Annotated in this window: 18 protein-coding genes; 3 read left to right on the plus strand and 15 right to left on the minus strand. The window is 51.6% G+C overall.

The window, feature by feature from the left end; all coding sequences use genetic code 11:
- Window positions 1–383 precede the first annotated feature (383 nt).
- From NYE33_RS28070 to NYE33_RS28100, 7 genes are all read right to left on the minus strand, one after another.
- The gene (locus NYE33_RS28070) at window positions 384–1,793 is read right to left on the minus strand and encodes an FAD-dependent oxidoreductase (protein ID WP_341068523.1); all 1,410 of its coding nucleotides are present in this window, start codon (window positions 1,791–1,793) and stop codon (window positions 384–386) included.
- Between the two features lie 31 nt (window positions 1,794–1,824).
- On the minus strand, window positions 1,825–3,384 hold the full coding sequence (locus NYE33_RS28075) for an extracellular solute-binding protein (protein ID WP_341068524.1): 1,560 nt from the start codon (window positions 3,382–3,384) through the stop codon (window positions 1,825–1,827).
- 64 nt (window positions 3,385–3,448) lie between these two features.
- Window positions 3,449–4,324: a carbohydrate ABC transporter permease gene (locus tag NYE33_RS28080; protein ID WP_042135807.1), complete on the minus strand. Its 876-nt coding sequence runs from the start codon at window positions 4,322–4,324 to the stop codon at window positions 3,449–3,451.
- A gap of 24 nt (window positions 4,325–4,348) precedes the next feature.
- Window positions 4,349–5,260 (minus strand): ABC transporter permease, encoded by a 912-nt coding sequence (locus tag NYE33_RS28085; protein ID WP_042141012.1) that lies wholly within the window; start codon window positions 5,258–5,260, stop codon window positions 4,349–4,351.
- Between the two features lie 167 nt (window positions 5,261–5,427).
- Window positions 5,428–7,242 carry a cache domain-containing sensor histidine kinase gene (locus NYE33_RS28090; protein WP_341068525.1) on the minus strand — a complete coding sequence of 605 codons (1,815 nt, stop codon included), beginning with the start codon at window positions 7,240–7,242 and terminating at the stop codon, window positions 5,428–5,430.
- 67 nt (window positions 7,243–7,309) lie between these two features.
- The gene (locus tag NYE33_RS28095) at window positions 7,310–8,950 is read right to left on the minus strand and encodes a response regulator transcription factor (protein ID WP_341068526.1); all 1,641 of its coding nucleotides are present in this window, start codon (window positions 8,948–8,950) and stop codon (window positions 7,310–7,312) included.
- 498 nt (window positions 8,951–9,448) lie between these two features.
- Window positions 9,449–10,363, minus strand: a complete 915-nt coding sequence (locus tag NYE33_RS28100; protein WP_341068529.1) for a GNAT family N-acetyltransferase — start codon at window positions 10,361–10,363, stop codon at window positions 9,449–9,451.
- Between the two features lie 71 nt (window positions 10,364–10,434).
- Here NYE33_RS28100 and NYE33_RS28105 point away from each other — a divergent pair, with 71 nt between their 5' ends.
- The 3 genes from NYE33_RS28105 to NYE33_RS28115 all read left to right on the plus strand — a co-directional run bounded on the left by NYE33_RS28105 (window position 10,435) and on the right by NYE33_RS28115 (window position 12,724).
- The gene (locus tag NYE33_RS28105) at window positions 10,435–11,121 is read left to right on the plus strand and encodes a DUF7002 family protein (RefSeq protein WP_341068531.1); all 687 of its coding nucleotides are present in this window, start codon (window positions 10,435–10,437) and stop codon (window positions 11,119–11,121) included.
- A 92-nt stretch (window positions 11,122–11,213) separates the two neighbouring features.
- A complete protein-coding gene (locus NYE33_RS28110; protein ID WP_341068533.1) occupies window positions 11,214–11,579 on the plus strand; it encodes a PadR family transcriptional regulator in 366 nt (121 codons plus the stop codon).
- Complete coding sequence (locus NYE33_RS28115; RefSeq protein ID WP_341068535.1) at window positions 11,576–12,724, plus strand: DUF2812 domain-containing protein; 1,149 nt, start codon at window positions 11,576–11,578, stop codon at window positions 12,722–12,724. Before NYE33_RS28110 ends, NYE33_RS28115 begins: the two co-directional genes overlap by 4 nt.
- 95 nt (window positions 12,725–12,819) lie before the next feature.
- Here the strand turns inward: NYE33_RS28115 and NYE33_RS28120 are convergent, their stop codons facing one another.
- The 8 genes from NYE33_RS28120 to NYE33_RS28155 form a co-directional block, all read right to left on the minus strand.
- Window positions 12,820–13,488, minus strand: a complete 669-nt coding sequence (locus NYE33_RS28120) for a GntR family transcriptional regulator (RefSeq protein ID WP_039309052.1) — start codon at window positions 13,486–13,488, stop codon at window positions 12,820–12,822.
- Window positions 13,475–14,179 (minus strand): hypothetical protein, encoded by a 705-nt coding sequence (locus NYE33_RS28125; protein ID WP_341068537.1) that lies wholly within the window; start codon window positions 14,177–14,179, stop codon window positions 13,475–13,477. The genes NYE33_RS28120 and NYE33_RS28125 overlap by 14 nt, the downstream gene beginning before the upstream one ends.
- 60 nt (window positions 14,180–14,239) lie before the next feature.
- Complete coding sequence (locus NYE33_RS28130; RefSeq protein WP_042135793.1) at window positions 14,240–16,372, minus strand: hydantoinase/oxoprolinase family protein; 2,133 nt, start codon at window positions 16,370–16,372, stop codon at window positions 14,240–14,242.
- 102 nt (window positions 16,373–16,474) lie between these two features.
- Entirely contained in the window at window positions 16,475–17,821 is a 1,347-nt protein-coding gene (locus NYE33_RS28135; RefSeq protein WP_081956470.1) for a citrate transporter, read from the minus strand.
- Between the two features lie 235 nt (window positions 17,822–18,056).
- Window positions 18,057–18,713 (minus strand): hypothetical protein, encoded by a 657-nt coding sequence (locus tag NYE33_RS28140; protein WP_341068539.1) that lies wholly within the window; start codon window positions 18,711–18,713, stop codon window positions 18,057–18,059.
- Window positions 18,714–18,767: 54 nt separating this feature from the next.
- Complete coding sequence (locus NYE33_RS28145; RefSeq protein ID WP_341068541.1) at window positions 18,768–19,190, minus strand: hypothetical protein; 423 nt, start codon at window positions 19,188–19,190, stop codon at window positions 18,768–18,770.
- Window positions 19,187–19,390 (minus strand): helix-turn-helix transcriptional regulator, encoded by a 204-nt coding sequence (locus NYE33_RS28150; RefSeq protein ID WP_042135783.1) that lies wholly within the window; start codon window positions 19,388–19,390, stop codon window positions 19,187–19,189. The genes NYE33_RS28145 and NYE33_RS28150 overlap by 4 nt, the downstream gene beginning before the upstream one ends.
- Before the next feature lie 163 nt (window positions 19,391–19,553).
- The gene (locus NYE33_RS28155; RefSeq protein ID WP_341068543.1) at window positions 19,554–21,185 is read right to left on the minus strand and encodes an amidohydrolase family protein; all 1,632 of its coding nucleotides are present in this window, start codon (window positions 21,183–21,185) and stop codon (window positions 19,554–19,556) included.
- Between the last annotated feature and the right edge of the window lie 17 nt (window positions 21,186–21,202).

Here is a 21,202-nt window from a genome sequence, read left to right on the forward strand (position 1 = left end):
ACATTGTATTCGGTTTTTCGCATACATTCGGCTCGTCTACCCTATCATTGGCACATTGTACTCGGTTTTTCGCATACAATCGGCTCGTCTACCCTATCATGGGCATATTGTATTCGGTTTTTCGCATACATTCGGCTCGTCTACCCTATCATGGGCACATTGTATTCGGTTTTTCGCATACATTCGGCTCGTCTGCCCTATCATCGGCACATTGTATTCGGTTTTTCGCATACATTCGGTTCATCTACCCTATCAGGGGCACATTGTATTCGGTTTTTCGCAAGGTGTACGATTCCTGTACAACAAGACAGGCAACCCCCCGACGCCCGGGAGATTGCCTGCTTGGAAACAGCTATTAGCTAAGCATCATTTTGCTTCGTATCTCAGTGATACCTCACCGGTTTTCCCTCTTCTCCTGCCGCCGCACCCGGATCACCAAATACTGTTCCTTCTGTGGCATCCGGCAGATAAGCCCCCTCCTCCTTCAGCCGCTTGCGTAGCACAGCTACATCCACTGCATGCACGTCATAATCCGGCAGATTCGCAGCAAGTGCTGCGGCAATCCCGGCCGCTTCGCCCATCGCCAGACAGACCGGCATCACCCGGACACTCCCCTGCACCTCACGGACACAGGAGATCGAACGTCCCGCGACCAGCACATTCTTCAGTGAACGCGGCGTCAGGCAGCGGTATGGAATGCCGTGCGATTCTCCCGGACCGTAACGTTTAATGACCTCCGGCTTGCCTCCCGCCTGCTTCTCTTCCTTCTCCGTCCCATGGATATCAATGAAGTAGCTGTTGCGGCAGATTTCATCCGCGAAGCTGCGGCGGTTAACGTAATCCTCCACACTCAGCACATAGTCTCCGGTAATTCTCCGCGTCTCCCGTACCCCCATCAGCGAGCCGGTGTTGGCTACATAAGAGCTGCCGAACGCAGCAGGCATGAACTCGGCCAGGGCATCCCTATAGACGGAGGCCAGCTTCCTTCCCTGCATTAATGCAGCGGATACGGAGAAGGCATCCGTATTATCCACATCCCATAGATGCCCCGCGTTGAAGCCCACCGTCCGGGGAGCAATGACATTGTTACAGATATGCGAGTCCGGAATCAAGGGGAATTTGCCGGAGCCCAGAATATCGAAGATCGGGCTGGTTTTATTATTGTTATGCAGCAGCGGACCGTTCAGATAAGCATATTCATCGACATTGCCCAAGGTAAAACAGTGCGTGGCAGGCATCAGCTCACCGGTTGTCGTATCACCCTTGAGATATTCCGCTCCCGCCCAGGCCGCTACATCGGCATCGCCCGTGCAGTCAATATAGACCTTGGCCTTCAGCGCCTGCAGTCCATTCTTGCTGGCAGTGATCAGCGCCAGCACATTACCTTCCTCATCCGCCTCCACGGAACCCAGCTGCGTATGGAACAGCACCGTTGCCCCGGCTCCGGCTACCAGCTCATCATAGATGACCTTGAGCTTCTCCGGTTCGATCGGAACCCAGTCCATCGCCTCTTGGCTTACATGCGGCATCTGCGCCTTCAAGGCTTCAAACACCTTCATCGCCAGTCCCCGGTAGATGATCGTCTTCATGTCCGAGAACGGGCACCAGGCCGGCACAAGTCCCGATGTGCCCATTCCGCCCAGGCTGCCTGTTCCTTCGATCAGCAGCGTCTTTGCCCCTTCCCGGGCTGCGGCAGCGGCCGCCGTACAACCCGCCGGCCCGCCGCCTGCAACGATGACATCCCAGGAATCCTGCAGCGGAATCTCACTGCTCCGCATCCTGTAGCTGTTCATTCTTTTACCTCCTAAAATGTTTTCTTTGACTCTATTTCTTCACTGTAGCATACCAGTCATTCACCTCTTTGGTGCTGGCCTCTCCGCCTGCAGCTTTATATTTCTCGGCGAAATCAGCCACGGCATCCGGGGACTCTTCACCGACAATGACTTTGATGGCAAAATCATTAATCATCTGATTCAGCGAAGCATTGTTCTTCGAATATTCCGGCAGGGATGGCGCCAGCGCCAGCGGATCGGCAATTCTTGCTTCCGCCGGAAGCTCATTGTTCAGGTAAGAGAAGCCTGCAAACAGACGTGCATCCTTCTGCACCCGGGCCTGCCAGTAGATCGGGTACAGCTTCTCGTCTATACCGGTCAGATAATTGCTGGCGTTGCCGCGTTCGTCCGTGAACAGCGGCAGGATCGGGCTGTATACGCCGTCTTTATACGTATGATGTTTGCCTTCTTCACCGATGGCAATCAGCTTGAAGGTTTCCTTTTCCAGCTTGGCATTGATCCATTTAATCGCATCTTCAGGATGCTTCGCAGATTTCGGAATGAAGGTAATGCGGTCGAACCCGCCGCTCATGCCGAGGCCCATTTGACCGTCTTTGCCTTTGAGGGCAGGAAGATAAGCATATTTGGCATCAGGAAAGTTCTTGGTCAGGGCATCGGCAATTCCGGGAATATCATACCAAGGCAGCTGAATAACCCCGATCTTGCCGCTGGTGAATTTCTCCTTCAGAGTAGCATCCTTGTTCACGGCAAATTCTTTATCGAGCAGACCCTGTTTATATAGATCGGACATGTACGTCAAATATTCCTTGAAGCCCGGATGCAGCGGGGCCGGAACCAGCTGGCCGTCCACCGTATTCCAGCTCGTGCCTATTCCGAAGGCACCTGTAATATTCGCCGTTGTTGCCAGTGCACCATCGATTGACATCGGGGCGCCGCTGTTCCCGGTTCCGCCTGGGTCCTTCTCCTTGAATGCCTTCAGCACTTCCGTGAATTCATCCAGCGTAGTCGGGGTCTTCAGCCCCAGCTTATCGAGCCAGTCCTGGCGGATCATCAGATTGGCACCGGCAAATTGTGAGGAGCTGTTGGGAATACCATAGATTTTGCCGTCAATTTTCATTGCATCGAAGGACGCCTGGGAGATGGAAGCTTTGATATTATCGCCGAACTCCTCGATGAGCGGGGTCAGATCCACCAGTGCGCCCATTTTGGCATAATCGGTATACACGGCTTTTTCACCGGAAATGGTAATGACATCATACGGCTCGGCAGAGGAGATCAGCAGATTGAGCTTATCCATCGCCTTGTCGGCGGGAAGCATCTCATACTTCACCTTATAGCCGGTCCGCTCTTCGATCACCTTGGCCAGCGGATACGTATTGTAATCATCCTTCGACCACAGATTAAGCGATTTTAGCTCCGGCTTGGCAGCATTCTCTGACGTTGCCGGTGCGGCAGTTGCTTCTGCAGAAGCTGGTGCTGCTGTTGAAGCGTTCTCCCCGTTACTATTCGTGTTGTTAGAAGAACCGCAGGCAGTTGCAGCGAGCAGCAGCCCGGTACTCAGCAGGAGTGACAGCCACTTCGTCTGTTTCATTAAGATAACCCCCTATAAGTTTTGTGAGCTTAAGCTTCCAGTCTTACTTCGTACAAAATCCGCCTCAGCCTTTAACCGAGCCAATCAGCACACCTTTGATGAAATACTTCTGCAGGAACGGGTATACGAACAGAATCGGGACCGTCGAAGCGACCACCGTTGCCGCACGTATGCCTTCCGGTGACATGTTCATCAGATCATCCACACTTTTATTGATGGCATTGGCGGCACTGGCATCCATCACCACATCCTGCAGATAGAGCTGCAGGGTCTTAAGCGCGGTATCGTTGATGTAGATCATTGGCCCGAAGTAATCATTCCAGTACCCGACGGCATAAAAAAGCGCAATCGTGGCAATCACCGGCATACTGAGCGGCAGAATAATCCGGAACAGAATCGTATACGTCTTGGCCCCGTCGATCCGCGCGGACTCCTCCAGGGCTTCGGGAAGACTCTCATAGTAGCTTTTGATCACCAGCATGTTGAACACACTGATCATTCCGGGCAGGATAAGCACCCACAGATTATTGATCAGATGCAGCTGGCGCATCAGCAGATAATTGGGAATAAGCCCGCCGCTGAACAGCATCGTGAAGATGAACAGCACCATGAAAAAGGAGATGCCCGGCAGATTCCGTTTGGATAACGGATAGGCCGTCAGTGCTGTCATTAAGATGGAGATCAGGGTGCCCACTACCGTGACGCCTACGGATACACAGAACGCCCGGATGAACATTGAGGAAGAGATAACCTCCCGCAGGGTGTCGAGCTGGAAGCCTACCGGCAGAATGCCTACTTTTCCCGAAGTAATCGCCCATTCCTCACTGACCGATTTCGATAATACGTTAACCAGCGGCAGCAGCATCATCACTCCGAGTGTGATCAGGAACAGGTAGACAAAGATATCGAGCAGCCTGTCGCCTTTGGTTCGTTTGGTCATGGATTATACTGTCTCCTTTCCCGCCTACCAGATTCCGCGGTTCAGCAGCTTCCGGCTGATATAATTTCCCGAAACGATGAGGATGAAGCCTACTACCGAGTTGAACAGGCCCACCGCGGTGCTGAAGCTGTAATCCATTTTGCCCAGCCCGATGCGATAGACGAAGGTGCCGATCACATCCGCTGTCTCATAGACTACCGGATTGTACATGGTCAGAATCTGCTCCGTTCCCGCATCGAGCACCGAGCCCAGCCGGAGAATGAACATCAGCACCACAGTCGGCAGGATACCCGGCAGTGAGATATGCAGCATTCTGCGGATTCGCCCCGCCCCGTCAATGGCAGCCGCCTCGTATTGCTCCTGATCGATCCCGGCAATGGCGGCAATGAAGACAATCGCGTTCCACCCTGATTCCTTCCAGCCGGCCGTAAAGACAACCACACTGCGGAAATAATCATTGCTGACAAAAAAGCTGACCGGTTCTCCGCCGAACCACTGAATGATATTATTGACCAGTCCGCCCGAGGTGGAGAGGATGGTGACGAACAATCCGGAAATAATCACCCAGGACAGAAAATGCGGGAGATAAATAATCGTCTGGATCGTCCGTTTGAAGAACATCAGCCTGACCTCGTTCAGCACCAGCGCGATGAGGACCGGCACCGGGAACAGCAGGACAATCTTGTACACACTGATAAGCAGTGTATTCATGAATACCCTTCCGAATTCGTCCGATTGGATAAGCTTATGGAATTGCTCCAGCCCTACCCATTCACTGCCTCTGATGCCCTCGAAAATGTTGAAATCCTGAAATGCGATCAGCACTCCGTACAGCGGTGTATATTTGAAGAGCAGCAGAAACAGCAGACCGGGTATCAGCAGCACATAATAATCCCTGTTTCTCCAGGCGAGCCTCCACTTGCTGGCGGACCTGATTCTCGTTGCCTGAAGTTTGCTCTTCCGGTCTAAATCCGTGACACTCCCACCCAAGTTCATTCACCCCCATCTGTTTGTGAGTTGATTATACTGAGAAACCGGGGGGCGGTTGTAGGTGGTAATCTGATTATTTCTGGTCTTACGCGACTGTATATCAGGCAATCTGCTTATTCTAATGGAACCGCTTTAATTCTGATGTTGATCACAGTTCCTTGGCCGGGCTCCGTTTCAATGGACAAGCCACACCGGTTGCCGGCAAAATATCGTATCCGCTCGTTGACATTATAGAGGCCGAAGGAGCCCGGCATCCCGTCACTGCGCAGCTCGGAGGAAGGCTCCAGCAGCAGCCGTCTGGCCTGCTCCGGACTCATGCCGATCCCGTCATCGGACACCGCCAGAAGGATATCCTCCTGTTCCCGGCGGGCTGTTATGGCGATATTCCCCTGCTTCCTGCGGGTTTTGCGGATACCATGCAGCAGCGCATTCTCCACCAGCGGCTGGAGGGTAAGCTTGGGAATCATATACTGTTCAAGTCCCGGCTCTACTTGGACGCTGAAGGTAAAGGTGGACGGAAAGCGGTTCTGCTGAATCTCCATGAACACCTTGGCCAGATTCAATTCATCGGCAAGGCTGACATTGTCGCGGCCCTGATTCAGGCTGAGCCGGAAATAGCGGGCCAGCGCCTCAATCATCTGGCTGGTATCCTCCGCATCATGCGAAATTGCCGACCAGTTGATCATATCCAGCGCATTATAGAGAAAATGCGGATTAATCTGGGCCTGCAGGGTTCTCAGCTGCGCCTCCCGCTCCTGCATCTTCGCCTGATAGGATTCCTCCATCAGAATGTTGACCTTGTGAATCAGGTGGTCCACACTGCGTTCCAGCAGCCGGAAATCCCCCCCTGGCATCGTCCTTCTGTCCTCCAGCCAGCCGATGCCCTCCTTGCGGATCATCCGCAGTATCATCTGTACTCTGCGCTGCATGTTCTGCACGAGGAACATCAGCAGCACAAACACGAGTACCAGGAACATGACCGTGATCCCTGCCAGCGTGGCAATGCTGGTGAACTGGTTCATTGCCGTTGCCCTATGCGAAATCTCTGATTCAGAGACTTGGGAGATCATTTTCCACCCTGAAGTTCCGATCGTGGTATAGACCACATTAACCTCTTCACGCCCAAGGGTCCGCTTAACGATTCCCTCCTCCGATTGCTTAATCGCATCCAGCAGTTCTTCCGGCAGCATGCTGACTTCCTGCGGACCGTTCTCTCCGGTGCTGTAGATCAGCCGGCCCTCACTATCCAGAAGATAAGGGGCATAGCTGTCCGAGAAATGAAGCTCTGACATGACTTCTGCGATCAGATCCTGGGATACATCCATCACCAGTATACCGATGGTCTCTTCATATGCCTTGGGATTGCGCAGCATCCTTGCGGCAGAGAAAATCTTTTTGTCACCGAAATCGATATAACTCTCCTCATACACCCCGGTCCAGACCATACCGCCCCCGGCCTCCAGCACCTGCCTGTACCACGGATAATGCTCTACCTCAGATAGCGGATACAGATTCACCCGGTCGCCTCCGTACATCCGGGATGGATCAACAAAAAACCGCAGCCGGAAAATATCCTCATTCTCCTGGGCGGTTTCGGCTAAATTGCGCAGCTCCTTAAGCTGGTTAAGCTCATCGGTGATGCTGTCCTTCTGCTGCAGATTACTGTAGAGTACCTGGTTCATGAAAACTGAATTGCTGCTGTCACGGATATGATCCAGCTTATAGGTCAGATTCATCCCTGCCTGCTTAAGGGTCAGCTGCATCGTACTGGTGACTTCTTGCTCCAGAATGTCACTGGACCGCTGATAGAAGGAAGCCAGCATGACGGATACCGGCAGCAGAATGAGTATCACATAGGCAATCAGCCACTTTCTCGCCGCCAGAATCCCCTGGCCCAGTCCGGTCAAATAGCTCCAGCCCTTTTTCACTGCACAGCCTCCTTATATGGCATGCTTACATTCCTGTGCGGCCTGATCTTCATAGGATTGCCCCTGCTCATAGACTCTGCTCCCTGTAGGCGCTGGGGGTAATTCCGGTTATTTTCTTGAAAAGCTTGCTGAAATGGCTGGGATCGCTGTAGCCGACGGCATAACAGATTTCGTAGAATTTGTTCTGCGGGTCTCTAAGCAGCTTCTTCGCCTGCTCGATTCTGACCTTGGTCAAATATTCGAACAGCGTTTCGCCCGTTTCCTGCTTGAACAGGAGCCGGACATAGGTCGGACTGAGATAGACGCCTGCCGCAATATCCGCCACTGCCAGATTCTCCGGGTACCGTTCTCCAATCAGCTGACGGACCCGTTCTATCACTTCGCTTGTCTTGCCGCTGCGCTTCATCCCGACGAAATCACAGACCTCAAGCAAATAGGCTTCTGTATATCCCAGCAGATCCTGCATCGTCTCCTGGCGCGCAACCTGTTTCCAGGCGGCCGTCTCACGTTTTTCCCATTCCTCCGTCATTCCGCCAAGCTCCAGCAGCACCTGGCCGGACTGCAGAATCAGATGCAGACTGACATTCTGCGCATACCGCGCCCCTTGCCCCCGGTTCTGCCCAAGCAGACTGAAGATGTCACTAAGCTCCGTCTGCAGACGTCCGCGGTCTCCGGATTTCAGGGCAGACCACACCCGCTCCCCCCACTCCGGCTCGTACCGGTAACGCAGATTCTCACCGCGCTCTCCGTACACGATATTGTCCATGGTCAGAATACGGTTTTTGCCCAGATACCACTTCTGGTCAGCTGCATCCCTCGCCTGTTTATAGGAGGACGGGATCTCCGGCAAGTGCTCAACCCCCTCACCGACACCGATGGTTACACTGAGCTTCAGCCATTGCCGCAGATTGCTGCGGATTGATTCTGCCAGCACCAGCAGGTCATTCTCGGGAGATTCGCTGAACTCCTGCGGCTGCAATTGTCCGGCCAGCAGAATCCCGACGTACTCTCCCGGCTCCTTCTCGAAGGTCACGCCGCGCATCTGATTGTCAATCAGCTCCTGGATGATATTCAGCACCGTATAGGACAGCAGCTGTCTGTCCTGCTCGCTGCGGGTGTCCAGCACCTGCGGCACATCATCGAGCAGAATGACCATGAGGATGTAGCTGTCAGCCGCGAGCTGCTGCAAGCCCAGAAATTCCAGCTTGTCCTGAATATGCGCGGTATGAACACCATCGCTGATTACGGACAGCAGGAACTTCTCGCGCAGCAGCGGCATACTCTGCGTCAGCTTCACCTGCATCTCCTTGATCCGCTTGCGCTCCTGCGTCTCCGCATCCAGCGCAGCAGTCACCTTGCCCATCACCACCGACAGCTCCTTGCGGCTAACCGGCTTAAAAATATAATCCGCCGCATGCATCTGCAGCGCGGACTTAAGGTATCCGGCATCGTTGTGGCCGCTGATGAAGACGATCTTGGCCTCCGGCAGCAGCGCCCGGACCTCAGCCGCCATGCGGATGCCGTCCATTGACGGCATCTGGACATCCGTCAGCACGATATCCGGCTTCAGCTCCCGGATCAGCGCCAGCCCAGTGTCCCCGTCATCTGCGGTTCCAACCAGCTCAATCCCCTGTGCCGCCCAGTCCACATAGGTCCGCAGCCCGTTCACCACCGAAGGCTCATCATCCACAATCACCAGTCTTTTCATTTCCTTGTCCCCTTCAATATTGAATCTGTCCAGGTTAGACGGAGTTTGACAATATAATGGTGCATATGGAGAGTAAATGGTTTTTACTGGATTGAATAACCTGCTGACCTGAATTTCTACATCCAAAGTGCATCTCCTGCAAGAAGGCAATAAATAAGGGGCCGATGATGCAAGCAGACCACGAATAACAGCACACAGGCAGCACAAACAGCCGTTCCACCCGGACTCAGATTCCGTTATTTTGGGAAAAACAGCTGTTTTGCCGGCTTCGCGGACTGAGATTCCGCTATGCTCTGAATGATGGGACTAATTCTGGTGTTCTAGGCTGAATAGGCGATTCTCAGTCCGCTTCATCTCAAAATTGGCTGATTCCGGCAAAATAAGGTCCCTACAGTCCGTCACGGTTGGATGGGAGCAATCAGCATCTCAACTCTACATCACTAATCGCATCTCTCGCTACCACAATCAGCGCCTCCACTCCTAGCATCAATCCCCCCTCTACCCTTCTTCACTCACCGTGTAAGCCAGGCAGGCAAGGGCTTCCACCTGCTTGAAGCTTTCCCCAATATACAAAGCCTGTGCCCGTTCGTTCTCTGCATTCACACACAGGATGCTGCGCGCATACGACTGTTCTCCCGCGAACCGGAGTGCCGCCCGCAGCAGAATTCTGCCGAGTCCTCTCCCCTGAGCCTCCGGCAATACTGCCAGCGGCCCGATACTCATGGCAGGCTCATCCTCATACTCATCGGCGCAGCCGCGTACAATTCCCACAGCTTTGCCGTTATGGTACAGTATCTGTAAACCGCCTTCGATATAGTCGGCTCCGCTGATCATCTGCTTCACCATCGCTGGTGTGGCCGGCGTCTCGTTGCCCTGAAGCTTAGCGAAACCGGCATTTCGTACTTCACACCAGACGGCTTCATCCGTTCCGGCGCGGAAGGGAATGAGCTCGTAACCGGCGGGCAGGCTGACCTCTGGAATATGCGGCTCTTCTCTTACGAGGACATAGGTATACCTCTCCACCGCAAACCGCACAGCCCCCAACGCCTCCATCGCCGCAGTATTTCCCGCGGGAACAAATAGATTCAGCTTATCCATTCCGGCAGCATGGGGCAGAATTGCCTCAAGCAGAGCCTGGTATACATTTACATCTTCGGTTTCCGCATGAAGGATTCTAAATCTGGCCTTGCGCCCTCTGCGGCTGTAATCATTCAGGATGAGCGAGGCTGCTGCGGTAATTTGACCTGAGGAATTGGCAACAATATATGTAGGATGGTCCGGGGAAAGCGTGAACCCGGCAAGCTCCTCATCGATCAGGTAAGAATCATCCAGTTCGTCCCGGTGCTTCCGGCAAAAATTCAAAAACGCGTCCACTCTGCTCTGTTCGAGTGCTTCAGCTTTCATCTTTCTCATCCTTTCCCTTTCAGCATTTCCCTTTCTAAAATAACAAAATATTCAATTCCCGCAAAGGATAAAATAACACTATGAAACATTCACTGATTGCTGCCATTACCAAAAGCCCGCTCCGCACTTCGTTATACCACTTCACCCGGGCCCGGAATTTGCCCGCCATGGCTGCACTTGACGCATTGTACGCCTCATCCGTATTGAGTCCGGCGCATGCAGCCGGAGTACGCCGGACTACAGCCCTCCAGGTACAATACGCCGGGCAGCCGGTTGTCCTGAATTCCCATCTGCGCATCACACCTGAAGCAATGGACCCGGACACAACCCCTGAAGAATTCCGTCTCTGCCTTGACCGCCATGTCTTCTTGTGGCCGACCTGGCGGGATTGCCTGGCGATGGCGGCGATGTATTCCCGCAGAGAGCCCGGTGAAGTTTTTGCCATCCTGAAATTCGATGCCAGCGAGCTGCTCACCGGACAGTTTGACCGGATCAAGCTTTCCAAATATGATTCCGGCAGCTCGCCCAGATTCCCGCACCGGATGTCCTACCGCAAAAGCTGCGGGATGCTGCTGCCCATTGCTGAGTTCATGTCAACAGCCGGGCAGGCGATACCCACCAAACCATCGGAGATCAAGGAAGTGCTGGTCGAAGGACAAATATCCCCGCTCAGCCGGTATTTGCAGACGGTCTTTTGTTCGGAGCCGCAGCTGGTTCCTGAGATCTGGCAGCCTGTATGTCAACCGCTGACTCTGACGGCACATTAATTGCCGCTAACCTTGAAAGTCATGTCGCATCGTGATATAGTCACGTTATGACATAGTCACGGCAAGACATATTATATTAAAGGCCATGAGTTATGCACAATGAACTGGCGAAGCAGGTGAATGCGTTGTCCACAATGGATAAAGTGCTGAAAAAGTACGTGCCGATGACAGAAACGGCCTTCTATATTCTGTTGTCCCTAACCATACCCCGCCACGGATATGGAATCATCAAGCATGTGGATGAGCTGTCTGAGGGACGGCTTAGACTGGGTTCCGGTACGGTATATGGAACTTTGACGAAGATGAACAAGGATGGACTGATTGTTGTATTCGCCGATGATGAGAGAAGAACAGTGTACGAGGTGTCAGATCTGGGGAAAGCAGTAATGCGCGCAGAAATCAGCAGATTAAAGGAACTTCACCGCAATGCCATTACCAGTGAGGAGGAATTTGTATGAAGAGGGTATTTCGGCCCTTCTGGAGCTACGACCTGCCCAAGTCAGAAGCCTGGCTGGCCGATATGGCGAGTCAGGGTTGGGTGCTGACGGAGTGGAACCTGCTGCTCCGGCGGTTCACCTTCCGGCAAGATCAACCGGTACAACGTTCCTATCAGATCGGTTATGCTCCATCCTCCCAGCCTTCCATGTCTTCCTATCTTGCCGCTGAAGGCTGGAGCAAGCGCCTGCAGCAAGGCAAGTGGACCGTCTACGAGAATGATCAGCAGCCGTCACAGATTAAGGCCTCCCCTTCCCGCAAGGATGTCTTGAGGCGAAACCGCAAAATCTCATATATTTTTACGGGAATACTTTTTTATTTGCTGCTCATTGCAATGATTCCGCTGATTGCTTTAGGCTTCTCCTTGACCCAGGATGCTCCGCTTCAGGTACAGCAAAGCCCTATGTGGGCGGTTACCTGGGCCGCAGCAGCTTTGGGTGTGATCCTGCTCGTACTTGCAATCTATTCGATTATTAAGCTCCGGGCGGCCAGCAAGGGGTTACTCTTGAATCATGAGGACTTCAAGAAGATTCACGAACCGCGTAGGCCAGCGGGTGTTACGATGACGAAGTTGAAGTTAGGCTGGATGTACGCTCCTGACCGGCTGGAGGAATGGCTGGAGGATAAGGAGCGGCTGGGCTGGAATCTGTATAAAGTCGGCCCGGGAGGCACGCTGTTCCATTTCAGCCAAGGCAGTCCACGTATCATGAAGTATCATGCCGACTATCAGGTCATTGGCGATGAAGAGTATTTCGAGCTGCACCGGCAGGCAGGCTGGCATAAAGTATATAGCTCATCCTCTTCTCTGCAGAAATGGACCCTCTGGAGCCGGGAGGAGCAGGATCGTGCTGAACAACCAGAGATCTACAGTGACCCGTATCACCGCTTGAAGCATGCCCGTAAAATTGCCATCAGCTATACAGTATTGTTTCTTCCGACGATTCTGCTCTACAGCCTGAATGTGACGGCATTTATTGACGGCATGCTGCAAGACGGAATCACCGCTTCCCGGGCATGGAATACTTCACTTATGTTCCTCTGTATCCTTCTCTTCGGCTCGTTCGCAGGCAGAACCTGGCTGTATTACCGGCGGCTTAAGAAGCTGTAGTTATTGTACCGCAACAAAAGGCGTATACCGGAAGTCATGCTCCAAACGGAGCAGGCTTCAAGGATACGCCTTAAGCATTTAGACTTTACCTTATTTCAGAAGAATTGCGGATATTGCTTGGACATCACCTGTACCCGTTCCAGCAATGTATTGGAATGCTCCATCACAATCTTGCGCATTCCCTCCACGTCACGCTTGCGGGTGGCCGCTACCATCTTCACATGTTTATCAATATCGGATTGCTGCACGCCCTCCATCTTGCCATAGAGCAGACGGATACGGTTATAGTGCGAGGCTACCTCTTCAATCGTGAACCAGGATAGCTCTTCCCCGGCCGTCTGAAAGATCAGCTGGTGGAAACGATTATCCTTGAAGTAAAATTCCCGGAAATATTTCTTATCCATATATTTCTTCTGTTTGTTAATCAGTTCCTGCATCGTATCTGCTACAAGCTCACTGCACTTGCGGATGAATTCATCAATCACGGCAGATTCAAGCGATGTGCGGATGAACCATTCCTCGCGGACCCGCTGCAGATCAATTTTGGAGACTACTGTTTTGCGCTGAGGATATATTTCCACCAGTCCAGACTGTTGAAGGCGGACTACTGCTTCCCGTACCGGTGTCCGGCTTACGCCATAGCGTTCAGAGAGCTTCTGCACACTGACATCCATTCCCGGCTCCAACGTCATATTCATGATGTCTTCTCTTATTTTATTGTAAGTTACATCATTTAGTGAATTACTGTTATTAATAATCTTCAACGGGTTCCCTACACCTTCCTGAACTCACTCCTAGTACATCACGATATATTTTCTCCGCACTGGCAGCATCATAGCTGTAATACAACAGAACATCCAGAATAAACGGCGGGTAGCTGAGTCTATTCAGTTCCTGTGTAAAGGCCATGGCTCCTACTTCACTCAAGGTGCGTATTGTAGAATAATTCTTGAACCCAAGCAGGTTCCATAGCAGAATCTTCTCAGTCCGGGTGTAGATTTCATGTGCAAACTGGTCTTCTACAAAATGAAAAATTTCGTGTCCAAGGATAGTATTCATTATACCAGCTTGCTGAAAAAGTTCAACTAGCGCCGGCTCTTCCTCCTGGACCAGCTCCGCCGCTCTGCGCACAGGCTCCTCCATAATTTCGATTGTGTACGGCGGGGTATAGCAGGCAAATAGCACACGTTTCCCTGTCATAAGCGCACTTTGAAATTCTAGCTTCAGCTTCAATTTGTCCGCCATCACGCGGACATCACGGGTTCCGTATTCACGGATGATCCTCTGTGCATAGGCTTTGCCGCAGGCATTAGCTTTGGCAACCATCTCTGTCTTGGTTTCAGGCAGAATGCGCCGGTTCAGAATGTCCCTGGAAAAAGCGTACAGCCCCCAAGCCTCATCCTCTACCTGCAGCAAATCACGCATCATTACACCCAGCTTCATCTGCACCTGCATGCTGCCCCCATTCTTTATTCCTTCATTAATATGGCTATGAATAATTTCAATAGATTAGCGTCAGCTCTGCTTGACATTGGCAGCGACAACGATAACCTCCGTATCCGGCTCAAACGTGGAAATTTCGATATCCATCAGCAGCTCCAGCTGTTCGAAATCGGAAGCGGTAAAGTCCATCACCCGGGCACCGATACACAGATAGAAGTCCGGCCGGGCAATCAGTTCAGTCTGGTAGACGGCCATAGCCTCCCAGAGCTTTTTGACGGCATTCAGGTAATCTCCGGCAGTTGTCTTAAGGGCCATCGCCCGGCCTCGTTGCACCTTAATGAACCCTTTGGTGTCCAGAATGCGGACTGCACCCGCTTCACCGGCCTTCTCAACCTTTTCGCCGAAAATGCTGACATACCTCGTTTTCTCAAGCAGCTGTGTCCGGTCGATGGAAATACGCATATCCTTCGCGGCCAGCTCGCGGAGCTCCGCTTCATCACATTCCTTCAGCAGCTCGGTCGTCTTCACTTCCGTGGAACCGGTAGCAATCGCGGTAACCTTGGAGGTCTGCGGATCGATATCGATATGGATCTCGATGCTTTCCGGAGTGGCTCCGCTCTGAATCGCCTTGTTCATCGCTTCCATTTTGAGTGCGGCAATCACTTCTTTGGAAGGTGACGGAATGATCCGCTCTACCACGTCCCGCACCATGGACAGGGCAACACCGATGGACGAGATCACCTCTGCATTCTCAGGAATGCTGTATTTCAGACCCATTTTCTCAGAGAAATAGACGATCAGCGAAGCGGCTCCCCCGCCAACTCCCACCAGGGAGATCTGGTCTTTCTCCAGTTTGTATTTCTCGGCCAGCGACAGGATGATCGGTTCGATCTTCGCATACGCTTTTTCCATAATCTGCTTCGCAATATCCTCGACCGTGGTTCCGCAATAATCGGCTAATGCCTGCATCGCCCGTCTGGCGGCTTCCACATTCCCGTAGGAGAAATGCTCCGGCTTCACAAGGCCCAGCACGTTCGCAGCACAGGAATTCGTGATCGTCACACGCTCCCCGTTCTCCAGACGGATGGCGACATAATCTGCCGGATCACCCGGCTTAGGTGAGAAAAATTCCACCTTGGCGCCCTTAATCTTGTCCGGGTCGGTAAATACCGAATAATCCAATCCGCCGATATGTGCCGATCTGGGGCCGACATCCACTACTCCGCTTTTGTTCGCCCGGATCATGGAGCCGCCAGCAACACCGAGGACGCGCACATCCAGTGAATTGACATAGGTCGGATGACCGCCGACGATGGAATAGTCAATGGCCGGACGGCCGTTTTTGATAACCCCGATATTGGTTGTGGTTCCACCCACCTCGAAATACACACCGTTAGAGGCTCTCAGATACATCAAAGACCCCATAACTGAGGCTGCGGGACCCGACAGCATCGTAAGCACAGGACGTTTCTTCATTTCGCTGATTTCCATAACCCCGCCGTCGCCTCTCATGATCATCAGAGGTACATGGACGCCGGCTTCCCTTACGGACTGTTCGGTTGAATTGGCGGTATCCAGCATCTTGGGCAGAATACTTGCGTTGATCGCTGCCGTTCTCGTTCTGCGGGTGAGTCCGTACAATTTGGTGATATCGGATGCCATGGTGGTCGGAATGCCTTTTTTCTCAGCTTCTTTATAGACGAGCTCTTCAGGTCTGCCATTATCTACGCCAAAAGCCATGGAAGGCACAATCACCTGTGCACCCTGACGCTTAAGATCATCGATGACCTGCAGCACGGAGGCTTCGGACATTTTCTTAATATTAATGAAGCTATTGTAGATTTTGATCTCTTTGCTGTTGCCCAGATCGATGTTCTGCAGTTTGGTCTGACGTTTGGCCAGCCAGCCTTCAAGACCGCCCTTAGCCATGCCAATGATGCCAACCTGTGCGATATCACCTTCAATCAGCGCATTGGTTGCCTGCGTTGTGCTGTGTGCAACGAAGACTACATCTTCCGGCTTGATGTTATTTTCCTTCAGACAATTCTGAAAACATTTCACAACACCGGCGGCTACACCTCTTGCATGATCATGCGTAGTCTTGACGGACGATTTCCCGATAATTTCATGTGTTTCGTTGTCGATGGCAACTGCTTTTGTATGTGTTCCGCCGACGTCGATCCCCATTCTAACCATTTTACCCATATGATTTCTCCGTTTCTCTTCATTAAATTGTACTGAAGGTTGAATAACCGGCTCCTGACGGACAGGGACGCAGCAGCCGGTTCTGTTAAGACATAAGCGGTGCTACACCAAATTGCCGTACATGAAGAATACAATCGCGCAGAGAATAATCCCGATAATCCAGCCTGTAGGAATGGACATCTTCATATATTCCTTGGCCGGAACCTTCGTATATCCGAAGCCCCAGGCTACCCAGGATTGGGTAACGTCCAAATGCTGCGGCGCTACTGTAGTGATGGCGAACAAAGGATACAGGAACTGTACAGGCCAGGCTGCGGTAGCCACAACTACTGCCAGAATGGCCGAACCGGAACCGACCAGGTTCATCGGGCCGCGGAAGAAGCCGAGCGGTGTCAGGATGGCGAATACGATACAGAGCAATAACGCCGTCTGAGGCATTGCACCGTCGAGCAAGGTTTTGAAATAAGGGGAAGCATAGGTTGCCGCATTATTGAACATGGACAGGGTGAGCAGGAATCCGATCATCGGCGCCACATCGATAGCCCCGTCCGCGAATTGCTTCGACAGCATTCTGCAAACGCTTGCAAAACCACCCTTTAACTTGCCGCAGGTCAGTAAGGCGAACAGACCGGCAACGATAAATCCGAAGATAATCGGGAGTTTGAACACCACCACACCGATTACCGGCAGGATGATGGAAATCCAGGAGATTGCTGGGGCGTCAACCGTAGCTCCGGCATCCGGAGTGGCTGCCCAGGCACGGGATACCTTCTTGTTCATGGACAGGTTAGATACCACCAGAACAACGATCAGGGAGACCGCCATCGCAATCATGCCGAATTTGAAGTATGTATTGTAGTCGTAGCTGGCATAACTTTCATTGGCTGTGGCAAAAATAGCCTGATACTGCTTGAAGTTAACAATGTTCCCGAAGATACCCGCCATGATGGAGCCCATGAAGGAGAATAAGGCAATCGGTGAAGGAATACCCAGCGACAGCATGATCGGCAATACGATTACGGCAATGGAGATTACCGGACCGATACCGGTCATAGAGGTGAAGATTACCGCAGTAACAATACATAAGAGCGACATCGTAATTCTTGGTTTGTCTCCGCCGAGCTCTACCACCTTACGGATCAGCGTTGCAGCAATCCCTGTGTCGATCAAGACTCTGCCGAAGAAGGCGCCGAAGAAGATGTTAACCAGAATCGCTTTACCGTAGTTCTCCGGACCCGTCTGGAAGACGTTCGTCAGGACATCAATAAAGGTCTTGCCCTCCATAACGGAGGTTGGATGAATAGAATTGCCGATCAGGGCAATCGAGGTCCACAGGACCGACATGACGAAGAAACCCACCATGAGGTTATACCCCTTGACGCAATACCACACCAATCCAAAAAATGATAAAACCATAATGAAACCGATTACAACATTAGCCACATCCACAAAATAACCTCCTGTAATAGGAATATATGAATAACATGCTAACATGCTATACAGCCTCACTGACATGTTAGTTTGTCTCGGGAAAATATTAACATGTTAGTTGCTCGGGCGTCAATACAATTCTGCGCTGCGAATTTCAGCTGTTTTTGAAGTCAGGCGCGGGTAAGAACGGCAGCATTTCAGCACGAACAGAGAAAGCCCCCGCGGCATGGCCGCAGGGGCTGGGTACTGCTTATTAAGGCTGAATGCCCGGTAGAACTACAGCAATAAACAGCAAGCCCGGCATTAGGGTAGCAGGAAACCCTTTGAAGCCTGCTCTATTCTTCAAGGCCGCAATAATTGCCAGGTTCAGCAGCTGGCCTGCCAGGACAGGTAAGACTGCAATGAGTGGTCCTGCTCTATTGACGGATTGCAGGGGAACTATTGTCAGCAATGAATAGAAGACTAGATCCCCTGTACCGATGACCGGAATGAGCCCCCGCTTCCCGGGAACCGGAAGGCAGACCGATAGGCGGACGGCTGTATTCTTACGCTCCATTAATCTGGCGTTGAGCGTGAAGCCGCCTCTCTTGGTGAAGCTGAACACATCCATGACTACAACTCCGAAGGCAGCGCCAATGACCGTACTGTCCGAGACGAATACGTAGGCTGACAGCAGATACGCCAGCAGAACTGCACAGATGATGTTCAAGCCATTATGCAAATAGACCACAGTCCGGCTGACAGTCTGCTTCCAGACCCAACAATTTAGCGCTAAGGCTGCTGCAAATCCTGCAACAGCCATCTGCTCTGAACATCCGCGAACGGCAGCTGCCAGCAGTATGATGAGACCAGTAAGCAGGAAAATATAGGTTAACTCCCAATGCATCCTGTTCTTAACGGGCACATCCATCAGAAATTCCTCCAGTCAAATATAGAACATCGTCTTACTCTTCCACTAGTCCGGTTACATCTGCTTACTGTACTTACGGATGTAGAACAGCTGCAGGAAACAGCCGAAAACATATAGTCCGATGGTCGACAGCACTACCCACAGAGCGGTCCCGCCAAATATGAACAGAAACGGCAGCGCAATCATAACCACAATCATAACATCGAAGGCTTTGGCCTTCGCTTTCATCCGGATGGCCGTGTGGCGTTCGTCGCGCAGTTCAATGACAGCCTGCTTCCTTAGCTTGGGGTGCTTGGCATAATAACACTGAATGATAAGCTGGGCGGCACTCATACTGAACAGCCCCGAGCCTATACCAAGACCTAACCCGGCTAGTCTCTCTGTACTTTCATTCATCGTCAGAAGCCCGGCAGCAGCCAGAATCCCCCCAAGCAGCAGCAGAAAAGAAAACAGCCAGATCTTCTTGTCCATCTTCATTCGGATTCCTCCTCATAGATAAAAATATCCTCAATGGCCAGTTTGAAATAGCGGGCGATTTTGAAGGCCAGAATGATGGACGGGTTATACCTCCCGTTCTCAAGCGAACCGATAGTCTGTCTGGAGACCTCCAGCGCCTCAGCCAGCTCTTCCTGTTTAATTCCCCGCTCCTTCCGAAGCTGCTCCAGCCTGTTATCCATACCTTCACCTCGCATATGTAAAGTTAACTTTCCATCATAGTATCACTCACTTCCTAATATGTAAAGCGTCCTTTCCATCATTCTGTGTTTATTCACACAAAAAGAAAAGCATAAAATACCCCTAACGGGTAATTATGCCGGAGTTTATCGATTTCGTATTCCTTCAGTTGTCACTTGGCCTTTCATTTTTCTTAATAGAATTCAGCTCTTCTTGTCCGTGATAAGAACCTGCACGTATAACAGCATCTATCTTATGAAGATTCTGAACACTCTCCAAGGGATTGGCATCCAATATCACTAAATCCGCATTCTTACCTGCCTCCACTGTGCCCATATCATCCAAACGCCCCAGAAACTCCGCTCCGTTAAGGGTAGCCATTTGGAGAACGTGAAGAGGTGAGATACCCGCTTTTTCGAGTTCATCAAATTCCTGATGAATAGAGTTACCTGCATTACGCCAATTAACTCCGCCGCCTTCATCTGTGCCAACCATCATCTTAACGCCTTTGGAATCATAGGTCTTTGCCAATTTCAAATAAAGATCGTAGAGCCCTTGTGCAATGGTTGGATCACTATCATTTGAGAATAGACCTAAATGCATACGTACCAGAGTCGGGGTTTGCCATGTGTTGTTTTCAACGAATACACCGGCAAGCTGAATGGCCTTCTCTTCACTGTAAGTGTCAATCAAATGTTGCAGTACTGCGGAATCCTCTTCGCCCCCGGAAGTCTCAATAGCTAACTTGACGACTTGCTCGTTCACAAAATCTCTAACACCCTTTATCTTCATGAATTGCACGAAGACTGGATTTGACGTGATGGAGGGAAGTCCTGTGGCCTCTGCTCTCAAGTTGTTCTCATCAGTTGAGGTAGAGATTAGCGCCCCGTTGTTGATTCCGAAATGTTCGACACTATAAAATCCGTTTTTCGAAGCCTCCTTCAAGTCCAAATCCGGAAGCACATGGCCTACAAACGCAAGATTTAATTTGTTCGCCTCCGCTTGGACGGCATCAAATACTTCTGGTGTAACAGCCCCCGCTTTTATAAAGCCAGCCCCTTCCTTTTGCTGCTCTCGAACGAATTCCACTGCAACCTTTGGCGTAGGCGCGTTGATCGGTGTTAACACATCGCCAGGCATCGCGAGCAGTGCCGGCTCTTCCGTAGAACTGGTATAGGCACCGGCTCTCCATGCCTTCAACTGGTCGGCTGAACCACTCATCTGTCTGAAGCCGGTAACACCGTTAGCAAGCAGCAGAGACATAACTTCCGGGGTCTTCTCATCTCCCAGCACGTGCATGTGCATGTTCAGGTACCCGGGCACCGCATACTTCCCGGTGGCCTCAACAATCTTCGTGTCTTCGCCTGTCTTAATGCTTCCAGCCGGTGCAATGTCGATGATTGTCCCCTCCTTAGTCAGGATGCTCATGTTAGAGGTTAATTGACCGTTTTGTGTATCCACAATGGTTACATGATTCAGCAATAGCTGATATGGAACGCTTGGTTGTTCCAGATTCATAGCGGTGTAGGGCTGAATATTCATCGAAGGTTGGCCAGCATACAAGCCGCTCCATACGATGACAAGCGCTAATATCCAACATAGCGGAACTCTCCATCCATGCCATAATTTCATTCTTCTCAGGGTAATGAGGAAGCCGGCGCAGGCAGCCAGAATCAGATAACCATACCAGCGTTCATCACTGCTGATCATCAACACTAGTACAATTCCAAAAACAAGAACAAATAATAGCCCAAATCCGATGGTGCTTAGAAGTTTTCTTTTTGTATTTTGCTCCATCGCAAGCCCTCCCTTTC

Origin of the sequence: Paenibacillus sp. FSL R10-2199, assembly GCF_038000235.1 — a bacterium.
GTDB classification, from domain to species: domain Bacteria; phylum Bacillota; class Bacilli; order Paenibacillales; family Paenibacillaceae; genus Paenibacillus_AQ; species Paenibacillus_AQ phytohabitans.